This window comes from Pedobacter alluvionis (assembly GCF_003664035.1).
In the GTDB taxonomy this organism is placed as follows: Bacteria; Bacteroidota; Bacteroidia; order Sphingobacteriales; family Sphingobacteriaceae; genus Pedobacter; species Pedobacter alluvionis.
The window spans coordinates 1,327,019-1,346,335 of the sequence record NZ_RCCK01000010.1 but is presented as its reverse complement, the minus strand read 5'-3'; the positions used below and the strand labels follow the sequence as shown (position 1 = coordinate 1,346,335).

14 protein-coding genes are annotated in these 19,317 nt (G+C 37.2%); 5 read left to right on the top strand and 9 right to left on the bottom strand.

Annotated features, from left to right (window positions below; translation table 11 throughout):
• Nucleotides 1–152 precede the first annotated feature (152 nt).
• Entirely contained in the window at nt 153–2,015 is a 1,863-nt protein-coding gene (locus BCL90_RS05975; protein WP_121283084.1) for a glycosyltransferase family 2 protein, read from the bottom strand.
• Nucleotides 2,016–2,478: 463 nt separating this feature from the next.
• Between BCL90_RS05975 and BCL90_RS05970 the strand changes: the two genes are divergently transcribed.
• Nucleotides 2,479–3,591, top strand: coding sequence for a pectate lyase family protein (locus BCL90_RS05970; protein ID WP_121283083.1), 1,113 nt, complete (start codon nt 2,479–2,481; stop codon nt 3,589–3,591).
• 143 nt (nt 3,592–3,734) lie between these two features.
• Here the strand turns inward: BCL90_RS05970 and BCL90_RS05965 are convergent, their stop codons facing one another.
• The 5 genes from BCL90_RS05965 to BCL90_RS05945 all read right to left on the bottom strand — a co-directional run bounded on the left by BCL90_RS05965 (nt 3,735) and on the right by BCL90_RS05945 (nt 10,165).
• Nucleotides 3,735–4,829 (bottom strand): M57 family metalloprotease, encoded by a 1,095-nt coding sequence (locus tag BCL90_RS05965; RefSeq protein ID WP_121283082.1) that lies wholly within the window; start codon nt 4,827–4,829, stop codon nt 3,735–3,737.
• Nucleotides 4,830–5,175: 346 nt separating this feature from the next.
• The gene (locus BCL90_RS05960; protein WP_121283081.1) at nt 5,176–6,666 is read right to left on the bottom strand and encodes a serine hydrolase; all 1,491 of its coding nucleotides are present in this window, start codon (nt 6,664–6,666) and stop codon (nt 5,176–5,178) included.
• 397 nt (nt 6,667–7,063) lie between these two features.
• On the bottom strand, nt 7,064–8,122 hold the full coding sequence (locus BCL90_RS05955; RefSeq protein ID WP_121283080.1) for a DUF4932 domain-containing protein: 1,059 nt from the start codon (nt 8,120–8,122) through the stop codon (nt 7,064–7,066).
• A 358-nt stretch (nt 8,123–8,480) separates the two neighbouring features.
• Nucleotides 8,481–9,182: a LytR/AlgR family response regulator transcription factor gene (locus tag BCL90_RS05950; RefSeq protein ID WP_121283079.1), complete on the bottom strand. Its 702-nt coding sequence runs from the start codon at nt 9,180–9,182 to the stop codon at nt 8,481–8,483.
• Entirely contained in the window at nt 9,179–10,165 is a 987-nt protein-coding gene (locus BCL90_RS05945) for a sensor histidine kinase (protein WP_166792184.1), read from the bottom strand. Before BCL90_RS05945 ends, BCL90_RS05950 begins: the two co-directional genes overlap by 4 nt.
• Before the next feature lie 369 nt (nt 10,166–10,534).
• Here BCL90_RS05945 and BCL90_RS05940 point away from each other — a divergent pair, with 369 nt between their 5' ends.
• Nucleotides 10,535–11,752: a S41 family peptidase gene (locus BCL90_RS05940; RefSeq protein WP_166792183.1), complete on the top strand. Its 1,218-nt coding sequence runs from the start codon at nt 10,535–10,537 to the stop codon at nt 11,750–11,752.
• 39 nt (nt 11,753–11,791) lie between these two features.
• A complete protein-coding gene (locus tag BCL90_RS05935) occupies nt 11,792–12,685 on the top strand; it encodes a PD40 domain-containing protein (protein WP_121283076.1) in 894 nt (297 codons plus the stop codon).
• A gap of 252 nt (nt 12,686–12,937) precedes the next feature.
• Here the strand turns inward: BCL90_RS05935 and BCL90_RS25585 are convergent, their stop codons facing one another.
• A complete protein-coding gene (locus BCL90_RS25585) occupies nt 12,938–13,078 on the bottom strand; it encodes a hypothetical protein (protein WP_166792182.1) in 141 nt (46 codons plus the stop codon).
• A 209-nt stretch (nt 13,079–13,287) separates the two neighbouring features.
• On the opposite strand from BCL90_RS25585, the gene BCL90_RS05930 reads away from it, so the two are divergent.
• Together BCL90_RS05930 and BCL90_RS05925 are read left to right on the top strand one after the other, a co-directional pair.
• Nucleotides 13,288–14,091, top strand: a complete 804-nt coding sequence (locus BCL90_RS05930; protein ID WP_121283075.1) for an SDR family NAD(P)-dependent oxidoreductase — start codon at nt 13,288–13,290, stop codon at nt 14,089–14,091.
• A gap of 29 nt (nt 14,092–14,120) precedes the next feature.
• A complete protein-coding gene (locus BCL90_RS05925) occupies nt 14,121–15,032 on the top strand; it encodes a helix-turn-helix domain-containing protein (protein WP_244095059.1) in 912 nt (303 codons plus the stop codon).
• Nucleotides 15,033–15,086: 54 nt separating this feature from the next.
• Here BCL90_RS05925 and BCL90_RS05920 read toward each other — a convergent pair whose 3' ends face one another.
• Both BCL90_RS05920 and BCL90_RS05915 read right to left on the bottom strand, forming a co-directional pair.
• The gene (locus BCL90_RS05920) at nt 15,087–18,362 is read right to left on the bottom strand and encodes a M1 family aminopeptidase (protein ID WP_121283074.1); all 3,276 of its coding nucleotides are present in this window, start codon (nt 18,360–18,362) and stop codon (nt 15,087–15,089) included.
• A gap of 11 nt (nt 18,363–18,373) precedes the next feature.
• Nucleotides 18,374–19,246, bottom strand: coding sequence for an ABC transporter ATP-binding protein (locus tag BCL90_RS05915; protein WP_121283073.1), 873 nt, complete (start codon nt 19,244–19,246; stop codon nt 18,374–18,376).
• Nucleotides 19,247–19,317 lie beyond the last annotated feature (71 nt).

The following is a 19,317-nucleotide window of genomic DNA, read 5'->3' as shown; positions in this document are numbered from 1 at the left end:
TCAGGCTTTGGAATAAAAATGAAGCAAGTTACCATATTGCACTGCCCCCAAAATTTAGCTAATTATGGGGCATTTTTATGAGCAGAAAAAATTAACACAGTTAATTAAAGCCAGGGAAGGCTACCCTCCCCGTAAGAATAATTATCCTTCAATCAGCTTTTAAAGACGTGTTTCTTTGATTCTATTACCTTTCTGAAGAAATATAAAACATCATCAACATAATGGTTAAAGCTCAGCACTTCTCTTTTATGCCATATTTCCTGCCGCATGCGGTTCATTTCTGCCTTATTACCAAGCTGTGCAGCCAGATCATCGTATGACTGATAAAAAATTCCAAATCCATTTTTACTGGTGAAAGCCTGGGAAGCGCAGATATGCCCGGTATTATCCCGCTGGATCATGGGAAGTCCGGCTGCTCCTAATGTCGACATCCTCGCCGCAAAGTTAAAATCAAGCCAATTCGCTTTCATTAATTCACCGTTATTTTCAGAATCAAAAACGTGCAGCCAGCCGGCATCATACTTCGAGAGTTCTTCTACCCAATCTTGCGGTACACAGGCCGGGTGCAGATGGAGATAGCCCGGGGCCAATGCATTGGCCTCATCTATCCATGATTTATAAACACTATGGTAAAAATCTCCATAGAGATGTAAGTGAATCTTTCTTTTAGCCAATTCTTGTATATCAGCTGGTAAAAGCCCCATCGGCCTTCCCGGAACCACGGTATGCATTTCTCCATCCTGTTCTGAAATCAGTCTGCCTGGCTTTCCCTTAAACCTTGAGATATGCGGCAAGTCCCCGTCTACGATCATACTGAAAGGCACCTCAAAATGAAAAAACTGTTCATACCAGCGTTTAATTTCCGGATTTAAAAAGATTATTCCGTCGGCATATTGAAAAAGATCAATCATTTTATTCCATAGGCCATTTTGCCTGCAGAAAAATGGTCCTTCCTTAAAATGCCACACCAGTGGGATACCCAAATCTGCACGCATCACCTGATGAATGAATGGTATCGCCCTGAAATTTAAGAGTGCATAGATGATATCTGGTTTCAATTCTTTAACCGCCTGCTGCCAGTTATCTTTTGGAATGTCTGTAATATTTCCAAAAGGAAGCGGACCAACTGCATTATAAAAAGAAGGTTCATCCATCCACAAACCATACAACTGATGGCCTTTTTCTTCAAAAGCCAGAACCCGTTCGGCATTATAGGACAACTCGCCAACGAGCAAAATTTTTAATGGCAGGTCTCTTGATACTACAGGAAGCTCCTCTAAGTCCAGGTATTCAGTAGTTTCATCTATCAATCCGCCAAAAGCGGATTTAAACCTGATTTTTTGATTGACCTGGTAAAACTGCTTGTATAGATTGATTCCCCCACCCCAGCGCTCACTGATGATTTTATGCCGCTGGCCCGGATGGGAAACCCATTCTGTTGTAATTTCCATGGTAAACTTCGGCGTTGCCCCATCCAGCAGTTTATTCCAGAACATATCATGCAGGCTATCGGTCACCAACTCATTTCTTTCCAACCACCTGTGAGCTGTTTTTTTATGCATCACCTGTACCAACTGATAGCCTATATCTATAAAGGCGCCAAAACTTTTCTGCCCGCTACTGCCAGTATGATCATCCTTATAATTGTGTTTTGCACCCGAACAGAAAAAAGCATCATCCGGATTAGCCAGTGCCAGATTCCATAGCGACTGTAAATGATCCTTAAAGTATAAATCATCAGAAGGTAGATAGCTGATATAGGTATATGATGCCTGTTCAAGCCCCTTATTAATGGCAGCACCCAGGCCTTCATTATCAGTACTATATAAGTACCTGATGCGATGATCGTGGAGGTAATGCTCTACCACCTCACGGGTAGCGTCAGTACTTCCATCAATGATGATAATCAATTCCCAGTCCTGAAATGCCTGGTTCAGCAAACTGGTGATTGCACCTGAGATAAATGCGCCATGCCTGTAAGTGGGCATGATCACACTAATGCCATTATTTTTCATGCTTAAGAGAGAAATGGCAAGCGAATACAGATGATCTGCACCCGGTTACCAAAGCGTTAAAAATTATTTGATTGTCAAACTTTACGGGATACCCGGTAATACAATAATAAATATTATTTATTACATTATGGAATAGTACTACAGATCCAAAATGATCCGCGAATGTTTTTAATGCATAATTTTGCGGGAATTTCTTATGCCTTCCTGCTATCCTGCCTAAGAAATATTAAAGGAGAAAACGTTAAAGCTCCCTACAAACTTCGCTATTATTGACCAATACTTTACGAGCACAATGATCCCGCAATCGATCCCGTGAACGATTGCACAAATATATTCAATACAAAAAGACAATAATATATTCATTAACTGTAATTTAACAAATACATACCGAATGATATATTCCGACGCACCGAGAAAGCCCGCATGATTCCAACACAATTCTTCTAACCAAATTAAATTCAACATGAGAAACAAGTATTTATTAACATGCCTGACGGCTATTGCCATGGCATTTTCTTTACCCGCGTGCAAAAAAAGTAATCAATCTGAAAGCAATGAGATCACTAACAAAAACGTTGCTTCACCAATGGCTGTTACTGAAGCCGTTTGCCCATCAAAGGGCTGGGCATCGCAAAACGGTGGAACAACCGGTGGCGGCGAAGTAACGGCCACCGTAGTAACCACCTATACCGCACTGAAATCAGCCATTCAAAATGCCAGCGTGAAGGTGATCCAGGTTAACGGAACCATTACCATTCCATCCGGCGGGAGAATTTCCTTTCAGGACCAGAGCGGAAAAACTATTTTTGGTTCATCAGGTGCCAAACTTGTTTCGGCCGATCAAACAAAAGACAATTCAGGGATTATGTATGTTAAAAGATGTAACAACATCATCATCAGAAATATCATTTTTGAAGGCCCCGGTGCTTATGATATTGACGGACAAGACAATGTAACCGTTGATGCCTGCAATAACATCTGGGTTGATCATTGCGAGTTTAGAGATGGTGTGGATGGCAATTTTGATCTCAAAAACATTTCAGATTACATCACGGTATCTTATTGCAAATTTTCTTACCTCAAACCACCAAAATCAGGTGGTTCGGGCGGTTCTAATGATCACCGCTTCTCAAACCTGATCGGATCAAGCGATGGCGCCACTGCAGACAGAGGTCACTTTCGGATTACATTTGTACGTTGCTGGTGGGCACAGGGTGCTGTAGCCAGAATGCCCCGTGTAAGATTTGGCAAAGTGCATATTGTAAATAATTTATTTAACAGTACGGTAAGTAAAAGCTGTATTCAGGCCGGATTTGAAGCCAATATTTTAGTGGAATCAAACGTTTTTGAAAACGTGAAAAACCCAATTGATTTGATGGACAATACCTCAACAGCGGTTCAGGCAAAAAATAATCTTTTTACAGCCGTAACCGGAAATACTTCAGGTAATGGTGTAAATGCATTTACGCCACCTTACAGCCTGACTATACTAAATGCTTCTAGTGTAAAATCTACCGTAACGGCATCAAACGGCGCAGGGGCAACACTTACGGGCAACGCATGTTCATCGCTGTAAAAAAATAATTAGGGCGAAGCTGCTATAGGAAACCATTCGGTAAATGTAAAGTCATCCGATGAATACCGGTCTTACCGCTATTCACCGGATGATTTTTTGGCTTAATGCTAATGAACAATTTTAAAAACGAGTTCTTTTAAGCGTTAATCGATCGCTATCGATCCAAATGACCTTGATACTGCAGTACTTTCTCCGTGGTTATTGGTTACCTTACAATAGATACCAGCAGAATCGGCATCTGTTACTATTGCTTCTATTGAAGATCCGTTATTGCTTACTATTGTAGCTCCTTGAACAAACCATTCATATGTCAATCCCCCTTCTCGCCAATTCGGTATGTAAACACTTGCAGATATTTGAGTGCCTACACTAACTGGAAAAGAACCATTTGGATTCGTTGTTAGTTCTGCAAACCCAAATCTTGGATATAGAGTTTTCAATGCAGTCAGATCAAATGAAGAAAAATTAGTCCAATTTGGTACCTGCTGCAAACCTGCACCAGAATTAAATACAGAATTAGGATCAGGATTATTGCCGGAATTAGGAGTTCCGGGGATTGTATACGCACCGACTGTTATACCATTGCTAACTCCATTGGCACTTTCAGCTGCAAACCAATTCGTATGCCTGAATCCGATGGTATGGCCTACTTCGTGTGATATAACAAAAGTCTTTTGAGAATCGCTTAGAGAGGAAAAAGATGTATTAACACCAATTCTGAAACCAATTAATCCATTGGATGGAAAATAAGCATCGGCTACAGCTCCTGATGGCGATGACGGTGATAATCCTTGTTCTATGCGCAAATCAGCTTCGTTAACATTTAAGGTTCTCGTAAAACGAAGATTAACTTCGGATAAACCTATATAATTGTTAAAAGCAGATTCTATTCCTGTTACCCAAGAAGAAAGCGTTGGAGCGATGTAATATTTAAGGTCTCTATGCCTTGAATAATTTATTGGGTAACCCCCATTTGATAAGTCAACAGATGTAGCTTGACGGGGGGTTGCCTTGATCAAATTTTCTTTCGTTAAAACGATATCCCCTTCAACTACGATAATTTTATTGTTAATTATCATATTGGTAGTATCGAAGCCTAATAATGCTACTTTTTCCCTGATGCCAAGAGCATCATTTGTAATGATATTATCAATTTGACTATCTCGTTTTGAGCATGACGTCAAAAAAATGAGAATAATGGTAAAGAATAAGGTTAAATGGTAAATTGTCTTTTTCATAATTTAGATTTTAATGTTGATTAATAATTAATTGTTATTTGAAATGTAACTTTGCGTTTATGTAAAAAGACAAAATTTTACCTAAAATTTTGTAGCAGTTAGTGTATACTTGGCAAATCCACAACAGATGTAAGTGCAAAAATGCAAAATACCTTTTTTTTCTTATACAAAGAAAAACATATTAAACTACATCATAAGCTAAGATTGTTATTAATTTAATACTATCCAGGACTTTTCTGTTGAAATTCCCACCCATGGGTTTATCTTCGATATATTAATATTTATAAAAGTTAATACAAGATATTTTATCGAATAAAACAGGTTATATATGGCAAGTACAGATTAACTAGTTTTTTGCAAGTGCATCTATACGCTCGGCTGCGTGTTTATTTTTCGGATCTAGTGCCAGTGACTTTTTATAGTTTGCCAATGCCTCAGCCTTGCTATCCAACATTTCAAATGTTTCAGCCAGGCTATCGTAAGCATTCGCACTTTGAGGATATAGGGCCACATTTAATTTAAAAACAGACAATGCCGCTTTAAAATTCTTTTGAGACAAAAGCTGATAACCCCAGCCGTTTAGCTCATTTTCCGAAACCTGAAAAGATCGGTCTTTCTTTTTTAATTCAGAAACCACCTCAACACCTTTTTCAAAACCCTTTTTTAACAGTTCAGCCCGCAGCTTTTTTAGGTTTGATGGCAAACCAAAGCCATTAACCTGGTGCATTTCCGGAATATAATAACCTGCGATCTCATCAATAAACTGATCCGGGTTTCCCTGCATCAGGTTGGTGAGTACGACAATAGAAAGGTTGTCTTTTAGATAAACAAATAAAGCAGATCTTCCTCCGCCCACCGGGCCAACAGCAGGATGCTCTTCTCGGGTAACAGTGGGCCAACCCAGCGCATAGCCGTTTGTAAGGTGGTTGAAGCCGCCGATTTTACCATTATTCAGCACAGCCGGCTTCCATAAAGAATCAATACTGGACGGTCTCTTCAGTAACTTTCCACCATTTATAGCCATAATCCAATGGGCCAGATCAGTTGCAGTGGATTGAATACCCGCGGCAGTTCTAAAAAAGACCGGAAACTGCATATAAGCATGACCCGGCACTTTATTCCGGACAAAGTTATCGCCCATTTGCCTGGTCATTGTATAAGCACCTGCATAGTTCGGAATAACATCATACGAATCGCCAAATCGGGTCAAGGGCATTCCCGCCACATCAAATTGACGTTCCTGTATAAATTGCGTAAAATGCATGCCGCTTAATTTAGTCATCAACTGTCCTAAAAGCACATAGCCAGTCTGGTTATAGCTAAATTTTTCACCAGCATTAAAAGCCATCGGTAAAGCTTTAACTTTTTCCATAGCCTCTCGCTCATCGTTATGTCCCAAAACCTGCTCATCGGCATCCATCATATCTGGCAGGCCAGAAATATGGCTCATTGCCTGCTTAATGGTAATTTTCTTCCAGGCTTCAGGCAAACCATCCAAGTGTAGAGATATAGGATCAGAGATCTTCAACTTACCCGCTTCACTCAACTGCATAATGGCAATACCAACAAAGGCCTTGGTAATAGAATTGATGGAAAAAACAGTTTCGTTATTAGCTTTGATATTGTACTCCAGGTTGGCGACACCAAAAGTGGTGTCCTTAACCATTTTATCATTTCTTACCACAGCTATCTGGAGCGCAGGAATATTGCGTTCCCGCATTTTGGTTTTCAGAAAAACATCAATACTGTCAGAAGCAGATAATTCCTGCGCGTGCGCTGAGGTGAAGGCCAGACTAAATAAGATCGGGATAATTAAAATACGTGCTGAAATTTTCATATAAAAAAGTATTAATAAGATACTGGTAAAGACGGTGATTTTGGCCAATAGTTACAGGAAATTCTGGCTCGTGGGCCAAAAACCAGCTAACAAACTGAAAGTTAAGGCCATATACAAATTCACACTAAACAAACTATGTGGATTTTATACCCCCACCAGCACTGCATTTCTTTTCAGGAAATGATTTCAGGAAGATAATCAACGTATATTTTGAATTCTTTGGCTAAATAAGCGTGTTACTTTTCTCTCTTTTCAAAATAGGTCGTTAACATTTTAAGTTATTTCATGTCTTAAACATCTCAACTTAATTTTTTGCCATTATTTGCACAGCATACTAACAACAAAAAAATCAATATGGTATGATGTTTTGAATTTTCATCCTCTAAAAGCCTCAAATTTAGCTATTGGTTTTGTTTTCCAAAAAAGAAACCAATTCAGGATAGAAATCTTCAATGCTTTTATATCGGTCGCTATGCTCCGTGTATTTATCCATAAACAGATATAAATCATTTGCCCATTTAAAATGCTTTGCCTGATTAGAAATCTCTGCTTCACCGCTTTCCTTTCCAAATTTTTGAGCTAGTATTTTTGCGACACAAGTCCTCACAAGCAATTCGTCAATTTCATTTTCCCATTGCTCATCAGGCATTTTTTTTCCTTTAGCTGTGGTCAGGAAGTTATTTTTGATTTTAGATAATCGATCATGATATTTAGTTACGAAGCTTTTCAGGTAGATATGACTACATTCATGAGCAACCACATTTAATGCCGGTTCAAAGTTTACCGGATCATCATCTGTCAGCTTTTTTGATTTATCTTCAATATAACCGGCTTTAGTTATGATCTTTCCTGCAAAGCTCTTATCCTTTGTGGAGACCGCATTACTGCCATGGTTGCATAAGATATCAGTGTAAATGATATATTCACCGTTTCGGTTCGACCTATAAAAGGAATCCACAGAATTAAGTATCCCGCTTTTCCTGATATATAATTCTGCTTTCTTATTGATTCGATCGTATTCTGGCAAATGTTTTTTGATAAATTTTGCTACCTGACAATTTTTGTAGAAAGTATTGAACCGAAATAGAAATGTATCCAATGGTGCATTCCTAACGTAATTGACATCAGGCTTAATGACTAATTTAAATGGATACGCTTTTGACAAAAAAAGACCTAACGAAGCCATATCAGGTCCGTCCCAATTTTCCAGTTTTCTATACCAGTTTAAAGACGGATTATCATTATACTTTCTAAAATAGGCTTTAACATCACGATAGTAAGTTGATGGCGTCGGTTTCGTTTCGAGTGTATCAGCGGTAGCCAGTGTGTAAAATATGCTTAGTGCTTCAACTCTGGGATCTGTTTGTATGGAAAATATTTTTTGCGCATACGATACACTTGCCTGGATTGTAACAATTAAAACTAAAAAACATTGTAGAAGAAGTTTTCGCATCATGTCCGCAAATTTATGAAGAGATTGGAAAATCACAAATTAAGGGTTTTTACAACTTTAGTAAATCAAAAACTTAAGTGTTAAAGCGCTTAAAAACAGGCGTCAAAAATCACTTAATTTCGTAAATTAACGATTTTTATATGATCAAATATTACATAATTAATTGAAATAAACGGCTTAAACAAAAAAGCAACTCTTTTCAGAACTGCTTTCAAAACTTAGGGTCAGTAGCGGTGCGTAATTCGAACCATTTTGTGGACGAATTGATTGAAATAGGCAGATTTGGAGAGATTATCCGTTAATAGAGATCATCAATTAAACCAATTGCCTTTAAGGCAAACAAATTAACTGAACATACTATTTAGAAAAATTTATTAATATTCTCTTTATAGGTTTGTCCAATGGGTATTTTGTGCTGATCGATTAATACCCTATTGCCCTCTATATATCTAATTTTATTTTTTGAAACAATAAAGGATTTATGAATCCTTAAAAAATCTAATGTTGGTAGCATTTTTTCAAAATCAGAAATTTTTTGGGAACTAATAATCATATCATCCTTTAAATACACTTTAGTAAAATGCCCATAAGCTTCTACAAATAATAAATCTTCAAAATGAATTTGATGATGCTTTTTATCACCTTTTAGAAAAAAGCTGCCCACATCTGGTTTAGTTTCGGTTATCAGGTTTGCCATGCTTTTCTTATTTGGCGAAGCATCTATTGTTTTGTTAATTGCTTTTATAAAACGCTCAAAACTAAATGGTTTAAGCAGATAGTCTGAAATATTAAGTTCGTAACCTTCTAAAGCAAACTCTTTGTAAGCTGTAGTGACGATTATTTTGGGCGGACTGGCTAGTGATTTTAAAAAATCGAAACCGGATAGTTTGGGCATATTGATATCTAAAAATAACAAGTCAACCGCACTTTCATTTAAAACCTGCATAGCTTCAAAGGCATTATAGCAATTTCCTACCTTTACCAAATGGGGCAAATTTTCACCATAGTTTTCAATAATCCGATGTGCGATAGGTTCATCATCAATAATTAAATAGCGTATCATCTGGTTTCTATTTTTAGATTGAATTTATAAACAGAATCTTTAAGTTCAATTTGAATGTTATGCCTATCTGGATATAATAATTTTAAACGCTGTTTTAAATTATCTATTCCAATACCAACGCTTTTATTCACTTCAGTTTCTTCGAAGTTATTTTCTATTTCAAAATCAATTATGCCATTATCAACGCTCATTCGAATATGGATAAATGCATTTTCTGTTAAACTTTCTACGCCATGTTTAAATGCATTTTCTAAAGGAATAATGAATAGTAGTGGTGCAACCTGACAATTCGTAACTTCAGCATAGTTAAAAACAATATCAACAGCTTTTCTATATCGAATTTTATGCAATTCAATGTAATTTTTTAAGTAATCTATTTCATCTTTTAAGGGTACAAGATCTTCCTTGCCCATATAAATGGTATAACGCATCAGGTCAGACAATGTTAAAACAACAGTTGGGGCATCATCAGATTTTTCGATTATTAGTCCATACAAATTGTTTAAAGTATTGAAAAAAAAGTGTGGGTTAATTTGGCTTTTTAATAAGGATAATTCTGCTTTAGCTTTCTTTGATTCTACAGTTTTTAACCATTTCCATTGCTGGTATAACCAGGTTAAAAGCATTACAAAAAAAGGAGCAGTTAAGATGATTTTAATCTCTTTTTCTTGTTGCAGATAAGTATGCTCATCATTGATGTAAACTCTTATATAATAGAAATACCCTAATGCCAAAATGTAAAAACTGACTATAATTAATGCATTTTTCTTGAAATATGAGGCTGCGACAATGGAAAAAAAATATAGACCAATGCCTACCAATCCAACAAAGGTTATCGGATTGTCGGCTATTTTAGAATTTGCATCATTTACGATAATCGCAAAAAAAATTAAAAGCAGTACAGCCAACTTTAAGCTAACTGTTTTATGCTTTTTTAAAAATGAAAAATAGTGGATTGGCAAGGAAATGAGTAACCAACTCATAATAAAACTCAAGGCATTTGACAATATTGCCGAATTGTCTATATAAATTAAATTGAAGTGCAATAAAAAAACAACCAATAACCGATGGATCAGTAACCCATATATAAAGGCCCGGTATTTTTTGAGAAATGCAATCATAAGTCAAAACTAAAGATAATTGCGCTGTTTATTTTACAATAAGCACCAACTCACTCAAAAATAGCGCAAACGATATTCATTTCTACGTCAAACTGATTTGTATGCATAAATCAACTGTATGTGACGGTTACCACTATGTTTATGAAAAAAACTTTTCACCATTTTTTTTGCCCATAAGTTTGTTGAAAAATTACAAAGATGATGAAAACCTATTTTAGAATAATGCTCTTAATGCTAGTTGTTAATAGCCAAGCCGTAATAGCGCAAGACAAAAAAAATGAATTGCAGGCGAAAGAAAAAAATACTGTTATTACTTCTATAAAAACACATTTACAAGAATCATATATTGATGCAGATTTAGCGAAGAAAATGGTAATTGAGCTGGATAAGAATTCGAAGAATTATGATAAAATCACCGATCCTGATGTGTTTTCTAAAACACTAACCGAAGATTTACAACGTATAAGTAAAGACCTACACCTTAAAGTACGATTTGAACCAGAACATATTTTACAAGAAAGGCGTGTTGTTTCGGAAGAAATGAAAATTGAAGCCGGGAAAAAAATGGCTATGCAAATGGCAGAAATTAATTATGGATTTACAGAAGCAAAAATATTAGAGGGAAATATTGGCTATCTGAATTTACGCATGTTTGCAGATATAAAATACGCTGAAGAAACCGCAACAGCTACGATGAATTTTTTAAGCAATACAAATGCAATTATTATCGATCTGCGTACAAATGGAGGTGGTGTCCCCGACATGATGCAATTATTATCCAGTTATTTCTTTGACGAAACACCTGTTTTATTAAGTGATTTTTATGAACGAAAAACTAACACAAAAACCCAACTTTATTCGCTGGTTAAAGTAGCTGGAAAACGAAGTACGAGTAAGCCTATTTACATTTTAACGAGCAAGAAAACATTTTCTGCAGCTGAGGCATTTGCCTACACGTTAAAACATTTAGGTAAAGCAACCGTAGTTGGTGAGGTTACGGGCGGAGGTGCGAACCGAACCAAACGAATTAATTTGAACGATGAGTTTACAATTTCTATGCCGTACATCCAAGCCATTCATCCGGTAACAAAAACCAATTGGGAAGGAAAAGGTGTACATCCAGACATTAAAACAAATGAAAAAACAGCTTTGGTAAATGCTTATGTAGATGCCATTAACAAAACTGCGAAGAGCAATAAGAATATTCTTTTAAATAAAATTGGCTATGCTTTTTTAAAGGAAAAATCAGTTGATAATGCTATTATTGTATTCGAAGAAAATGCAAGATTGTTTCCAGATAATGCAAATACCTGGGATAGTTTAGGTGAAGCCTATTTTATAAACCGCGATAAAGAAAACGCGCTAAAATCATACAAGAAAGCTTTAGCATTAGATCCCAATTCAGAATCAGCAAAAGCAATGATTCAGAAATTAGAAATCATTAAGTAAAAAAGAAGTTAGTTGGCGGCAATTAAAACTAATTGAACAATGAACAAAAACATAATTAAACTTTTAGCACTGGCATTTGTAATATTCTCAAATGCTTGCAACACTAAGAAACCAGAAACAAAAAAGAATAATTCTTCGATAGCCGAAAATCTATACTTTGGGTATAAGCCACCAGGACTAAATCCTGAAGTTTTTGTTCCTAAAAAGAGTACTTCTGAAGATTGGAAACTAGGAAACGAGGACTCTTTGGATATGGAAGAGTTTTACTTCACTTACTCAGGTAATGACCCTTTTCAGCCTGCTGTTGTTGTTTATCGCCAGGAAGAAAATTATTACAGAGCCAGTAAATATACTTTTCAACCCAGTGGTGCTGAAAATAGCAACATCTTATACTCAAGGCATAACTATATTGAACGTACAGATTCTGGTTGGTCAAAGCTAAAAAGCCTGGGCCCAATGTTCGACAGAAAAGATTTGGGCATTATGGTGTTGTCAACATCCGCTAATGGGACTATTGTTTTTGATGATTATAAAACCGATGAAGGAATCCGTATATCAAGGATTAAAGACGGTAAACGTGAAGAACCAAAACTACTCGGCAAGGAGATTAACTCAGGGAAATTGGTCGCCCACCCTTTTATAGCACCTGATGAATCCTACTTAATATGGGATGGCGAACGAGAAGATGGATATGGTAAGTCTGACATTTATATCAGTTTTCAACAGCAAGATGGTTCATGGGGTTCAGCTATTAATATGGGAGATAAGATAAATTCAGAATTAGTAGAAAATGGTGCGAGGTTAACACCTGACGGAAAATATTTGCTTTTTACAAGGTCAGAAGAAAAAGTAAAGGAGGATGGAAGTACATATTGGGAGACTAAAGATTATTGGGTTGACGCTAAAATCATTGAACAGTTAAGACCTCAATAATGATTTCATATAAAATATAATTACCACCAACAGCAGCTACCAAAAAGTGGCGGTTCATTGGTTAAATCAAGCTTTATGCATCTATCAAAGTTTCTGCTTGGTTGACAGTGATTGCTTCGAAATCGCCACCTTCGGGTAGCTGCAAAACGTTTATGGTTTAGTTTTCGTTACTTGCTATGCCCGTAACAGAAACTAATTAGCACTCTAAACTACCAATATTCGAATATCTGAGATATTTACGGCGTTCAAAAATCAAATATTATTATTTCGCATTACTTTGTTTAATTTCATTGACTTTTTTTCAATAAACCTTTTTTCAGCGACCAAAGCATTTAGCCCCGTAATTTTATTGTCTATTTTTATAGCTACAATTTTACCATTAAAAGCTTCCATATCTTTACTGTTTGGAATTTAGAAAATGAGTTGATATATGCGTTTGCGAATGATCTATAATTTCAACTCTTGCGGGCACTATAATTAGCAATTTCATTTGCGTTGCAAATCCGGGTTTCAGAACCGCCTTTCAGACACAAGCTTCCGACTTGCGGATACATTTAAGCGAATTCGCCTGCCCATCTTTGTGTAATTAAAATATTGTAATTATGAAAGTAACATTAATCACTGGAGCTTCAGGCGGAATTGGCGAAGCCATTGCAAATGGGTTCGCACAAAGAAAACAAAACCTGTTGCTTATTGCACGGAATGCTGAAAAGCTTGAAAAACTCTGCAAACAACTGCACGGGCAATTTGGCATTCAGGCCCAGTTTATTGCAGCCGACCTGTCAAAAACCGGAGCTGCGGAAGAGGTCTTTGAGGAAACACAGCAACGTGGATTGGAAGTAGAAATGCTGATTAACAATGCAGGCATCGGATCAGGAGGTGAGTTTTCGGAACTATCCTTACCTTCAGAACTGAATATGCTACAGCTAAATATCATATCCCTGGTAGCGCTCACGCATCTGTTTTTACCTCAAATGCAACAGCGAAAAAAGGGCACTATCGTGAATATAGCCTCTTTGGCTGCCTTTGCACCAGTTCCTTATATGGCAACTTATGCGGCCACCAAGGCATTTGTGCGGTCTTTTACCGAAGCCATCACTCAAGAATGCAAACCCCACAAGGTTCATATATTACTGTTCTGCCCCGGACTAACCAAAACTAATTTTAACAGTGCAGCAGGTATCGACAACGAAAAAGCAGTGGGTTTGAGTGCTGACTATAAAAATGCGCCCACACAAACGCCCCAACAAGTTGCGCAGGAAGCGTTAAATGCATTAGACAGCAGAAAAAATTTCGCTATATCGGGTAAATTGAACCGCCTTACTGTAAAATTGACAGCCATACTACCAAATAGACTGATTACAAGTATTTTTGCGAAAATGTACCGCAAAAAATTAGGGCTATAATGTGTAAATTTGACTAAAACAAGTTTGAATTGAAAGCCGATTACCAAACCATACACATTAAAACGATGTCGCAACAGCACGATCTGCTTGGAATTGCAAAACCTAGGCATCCGCTGTTCAGTATGATACGCTTCGAGGATTTCCCTAAGATCAAGAATAACCAACGCACCAAGATAATAACTGATTTTTACCAGGTTACTTTGAAAAAAGCTTGTCCCTGCAAGATCCAATACGGGCAAAATAGATTTGATTTTGATGAAGGTATCATTTCCTGTTTTGCCCCAAAACAGGTGAGTATTATTGATGAGGATTTTTCTTTTGCTACTGCTGGCTGGCACTTGTCCATTCACCCCAACTTTTTAAGACCTCATCCACTAAGTCAGAAAATAAAAACCTTTGGCTTTTTTGATTATGCTGTTAACGAAGCACTGTTGGTCTCCGAGGAAGAACAAAAGGCACTTGAAAATATATTTGAGTGTATTGAAAAGGAATACCTGCTGCCCATAGACAATTTTAGTCAGGATGTTGTTATTGCTTATGTCGATTTGTTGTTGTCCTACTGTAACCGTTACTATAACAGGCAGTTTATTACCCGAAAAATAAACAGCAGCGAAATGCTAGTTAGGGTAGAGCAAATATTGAATGTCTATTTTGAAAATGCCAATAACAAAGGATTGCCAACAGCAAATGATCTTGCTCAGGAATTAAATCTCTCTACCAAATATTTAAGTGACTGCCTTAAACAAATTACAGGGCAAACCACACAACAACTGATTCATGAAAAACTGATCGAATATGCAAAGGACCTCCTGACCACAACAGAACTTTCCGTGAGTGAAATCGCTTTTCAGTTAGGTTTTGAATATTCTCAATCGTTCAACAGGTTGTTTAAAAATAAAACAAGCAAAACACCAGTTGAATACAGGAAGTCATTTAACTAGCCCAACCATTGCAAGACTGACAAAAGAAAATGTTTTTACCTGTTAACTAGCATCCTATTTCATATCTCCAACTTGCTCAAACAAACCTGTTAAAAAGTGTTGCTTCGCATCTGGCGTCACTTCCCGAAAATACTGAATTAGATCTAACGTAGTTGCATAACGATTTACCTTTTTCGGGTTGTTAAAAGAACGCCAATCAGCCAAAAAGCCATGTAAAGCCTTGTTCACGTTCTCTTCCCCAATTTGTTGCTGCAATTGATACATCGCAATTGCGCCTTTGTTGTAGTAAATATGTTCTTCATTTTCAACCAAGGCCAATGGTAGCTCTTTCTTGCTGGACTTTAACTTAGCTTCGTTGTATTCATCCAATTGGAACTTTAAAAATTGCTGCACTTTTTTCCCGGAATATTTCTCTTTAAGCACCATCATTGCCGAATATTGTGCCAGTGTTTCTAAAATCATATTTTGTCCCTGTACGTTTGCAGCTTCCAGTTGTAAACCCCACCATTGGTGCGCCACCTCATGGGCAGTAACGTAAAATGCCATGTCCACATCTTTTTGATCATCAATGTTCATCACAAAACCAATAGCCTCCGAAAAAGGAATAATGCCAGGTAGCGATTGGGCAAAGGTTCTATACCTTGGAAACTCTACAATACGGAGTTGCTGGTATTGGTAAGGACTGAAATTTTTACTGTAATAATCTAAAGACATTTTCATCGATTCCATCATGCGTTTCAAGTTGTACTCATGCCCTTTTTGGTAATAAATCTCTAAATCAACAGGTTTTTTTACAGTATTTCCCATCGGGATATAAGCATCTCTAATCAGCTGATAATCAGACGATACCATAGGATAAAAATTGATGATTTGTTGATTGGTTTTATAATGAAAATAATTGCGACAATTGGCATTCCATTTTGCCACTAAGTCGCCGGAAGTGAGTGCTGTTTGTGGCGCATCTGTGCTAATGAGAATATCCAGGTTGATGCCATCAGAATCACTTCCACTACGTGCATTTGTCAATTCTCTTATATCATCACGCGTGGCTTTTTGCTTTCTTGGTAGCAGTGCGAAATCTTTTCGATCATCCTCATCCTGCAGTTCATATTTTTTTTGATAACCAAAACCCGGCAATACCGCATTGTCAAAAAAAGTACCGTTATCAACTACATCTATATCAGAGTTATCGGTTTCAAAACCCTTTGATTGCAAGGTTTGTTTAAAATTCATTTTTAGCGTTTGGCCCGGGGCTAAGGCTTGGCTCAATTGGTAAATGGTGTAATGGTATTTTTTATACCTGTTGTTTCTTGTTACAGCACGATCAAAACTTACATCAGTTAATGATACGTTTGATTCGAGGAGCTTTTGCACATGAATTTGCCCAATAGGAACTCGAGATGTATTGGTAAGCAGATATTCACCTTTAATTTGATAGGCTCTCTGTGAAGGAAACAAATCAACTTTTAGCTTTACAGCAGTAATTTTTGGTTGCGGAATATATTCAAATTGCTTCAACGTTTTTTCGTAACCAGCTCTAAAATCGATTTGCTCGCCCTTGGTCCAAAATTCATTTAACACATTTGTATTGTAAAAAATGTAACTTCCAATACAAATGAAGAGCGTGAGACAAACTAAACTGGAAACCCTCAATGGTTTTCCTATTTGTTTTAATCCGATTTTCCATCTTCTGATCAACCTCGTTTCGTTTCCTTTTGCCATCAAGATACTCGCAAAAATCAAGAGCAGCACACCAAACAATACCCAATAATTTTTTACCCAAATGTAGGCCGTTAAAAAGTGACCATAACCATTCATATCAGAATAGCTGGCCAGTGCCTGTCCGCCAAAGTTAAGTAAGGCATGTTCTAAACCAAATACGCCAATAGCCACGTTGATGATGGCAAAGGCGATGGTGGCGAGCGTCCCCATAAATTTGTTACCCGTAAGTGCCTGAAAGAATATGGCCGCAAATGTGTATAAGGCCAGAAATGGGAATAGCTCTAAGAAAAATCCGAAGAAATAGACATCCAATTCGTAATGATAGTAGCCGTTAAATGTTTGAAAAAGCACACCAGCAGCAATGAGCGAAAGCATCACAATGGCATAAATGAGCAGTAATCCCATAAATCTGCTGCTCAGATTAACAAAACCAGAGAGCGGTGTAGCATCATGAATGAGATTAAGATTTACATCTTTTTCCTTCCACATGATTTCGCCAGCATAAAAAACTAAAATGATCATAAAGAAGTAAATGGACATCTCCCGCAATTCTTCGATAATAAAATACGTGGTTGGATAACTATCTACGCCATAAGAAGTGCCTAAACTTACCGAATTAACCGAAATAACAACGAAACAACACGAAATAATGGCCCAAAACGATTTGAGTTTAAGAATTGACAAGCTATGAAACCAGGTGTTCAGCAATAGCTGGGTAAATTGTGCCTTTAAATGATAAACAGGTGTAACCGATGGTAGGTTCTTAGCAAAGATAACCGGCATGGTTTTAACTTTTTGTTGTTGCTTTTTATTGGAAACCTTTTCGTTTACGACTATTAATTTAAACTTGATGTAGCCAATCGTCAAAGCTAAAATGCCCAAACCCAGCCAGAAAAATTTGTTGAGTAGCATAATACCTGATACAGGAATAAGTGAGGTATTTCTATCTGTTACGCTCCAGCCATTAGTTGCTTGAGTTAAGGTAGTGAGTGAAAAGGGATCAAACAAAGCCTGTAAAGCTTCATTCGTAATTCCTTTGGTAATCATAAACAATACAAAAATGACCACACCTTGCGTATACACAACCATTAAATTCTTAGTGAGTGCACCAGTCGCAAAAAACACCGCAGCACCAAAAAACAACGTAGGCAAAACCACCCATATAAAGGGCTGCAGGTAATTAATAAATTCAAAAGGGAAAAATTCGTTGGGCTTGTTCCAAGGTAGAAATTCTCCTATCATCATTCCCCAAAACACAGCACTAAAAATAAAAAGTAATATCACAAAAGCCCCTAAGAAACGACCCAGCAGGTAATCTCTTTTAGCGATTGGATTAACATAGATGAGCGAAGTAACATCGTACTGAAAATCACGCAGTACCGGAACACCCATAATCATCGAAGCAATAATCATCGATAATCCGGTAATTGCACCCATTGTTTTGGCAATCACCAATGGCGCATTCTTCTTTACCAATCCTAAATCTATGCCCTGAAAAACAAACTCCACGCCTACTGCCGAGAACAAAAATAGCAGCAGAAAGAAGAAATAAGTTTCAGGTCGCTTTAATCTGTATTTAATTTCAAAGATGAAAAATTCGTAAAACATAAGTTTGTAGGTTAAGCGTTAAAAATTTGAGACATATAAACATCTTCCAAATTGGCATCAATAAGTTTGAAGCCAGGTCCCGGATGTGTATCACTCAGCACATGAACTATCTGGTTTCCCAAATACAGTCGATCACTGATCAGCTGGTATTCTTTTTTGTATTGTTCCAATTCGTTTTTATGTATCATTTTCTCATACAATCGCCCCTGCAAGTTTTCCATAATTTGTACGGGATTGCCCTGAACAAGTACCTTTCCTTTGTTAATAATGGCCATCCGGGAGCACAGTTCTTTTACATCATCAACAATATGTGTAGAAAGAATTACAATGGTATTTTCGCCCACCTCACTTAATAGATTGTAAAAACGGTTGCGTTCAACAGGATCCAGGCCTGCTGTTGGCTCATCTACCATCAGTAACCTGGGGTTGTTTAGCAATGCCTGGGCAATGCCAAAACGTTGTTTCATACCTCCGGAAAACCCGCCCAATTTTTGTTTTCGCACTTCATATAGGTTTACCTTATGTAGTAGCGCCTGTACCATTTCTTTACGCTCTTTGTTATTCAAAATCCCCTTCAGCACCGCTAAATGGTTTAATAAGAGCTCGGCAGATAATGCCGGATAGACTCCAAATTGTTGCGGCAGATAACCTAAGACCTTTTTTAATTCGTTAGGCTGTGCTAAAACATCGATACCACCTAGCGTGATACTGCCAGAATCAGCTGCCTGTAAAGTGGCTATGGTACGCATCAAGGTAGATTTACCTGCGCCATTTGGCCCCAGTAAGCCATACATCCCTATGGGTATTTGCAATGATATATCTTGAAGTGCTTTTACACCGTTTTTGTATGTTTTAGAAAGATTGCTAATAATGAGCTCTTGCATAATTGATTAAATTTTGAGCCAATATTATGCGCAATAAAATCGATAAAAGAACAACTGGGATAGATGAATGG

Bases quoted from the DNA above. Each gene is read 5' to 3' on its own strand.
- BCL90_RS05975 (WP_121283084.1), bottom strand. From the start codon at position 2,015: ATGAAAAATAATGGCATTAGTGTGATCATGCCCACTTACAGGCATGGC.
- BCL90_RS05970 (WP_121283083.1), top strand. From the start codon at position 2,479: ATGAGAAACAAGTATTTATTAACATGCCTGACGGCTATTGCCATGGCA.
- BCL90_RS05965 (WP_121283082.1), bottom strand. From the start codon at position 4,829: ATGAAAAAGACAATTTACCATTTAACCTTATTCTTTACCATTATTCTC.
- BCL90_RS05960 (WP_121283081.1), bottom strand. From the start codon at position 6,666: ATGAAAATTTCAGCACGTATTTTAATTATCCCGATCTTATTTAGTCTG.
- BCL90_RS05955 (WP_121283080.1), bottom strand. From the start codon at position 8,122: ATGATGCGAAAACTTCTTCTACAATGTTTTTTAGTTTTAATTGTTACA.
- BCL90_RS05950 (WP_121283079.1), bottom strand. From the start codon at position 9,182: ATGATACGCTATTTAATTATTGATGATGAACCTATCGCACATCGGATT.
- BCL90_RS05945 (WP_166792184.1), bottom strand. From the start codon at position 10,165: ATGAGTTGGTTACTCATTTCCTTGCCAATCCACTATTTTTCATTTTTA.
- BCL90_RS05940 (WP_166792183.1), top strand. From the start codon at position 10,535: ATGCTAGTTGTTAATAGCCAAGCCGTAATAGCGCAAGACAAAAAAAAT.
- BCL90_RS05935 (WP_121283076.1), top strand. From the start codon at position 11,792: ATGAACAAAAACATAATTAAACTTTTAGCACTGGCATTTGTAATATTC.
- BCL90_RS25585 (WP_166792182.1), bottom strand. From the start codon at position 13,078: ATGGAAGCTTTTAATGGTAAAATTGTAGCTATAAAAATAGACAATAAA.
- BCL90_RS05930 (WP_121283075.1), top strand. From the start codon at position 13,288: ATGAAAGTAACATTAATCACTGGAGCTTCAGGCGGAATTGGCGAAGCC.
- BCL90_RS05920 (WP_121283074.1), bottom strand. From the start codon at position 18,362: ATGTTTTACGAATTTTTCATCTTTGAAATTAAATACAGATTAAAGCGA.
- BCL90_RS05915 (WP_121283073.1), bottom strand. From the start codon at position 19,246: ATGCAAGAGCTCATTATTAGCAATCTTTCTAAAACATACAAAAACGGT.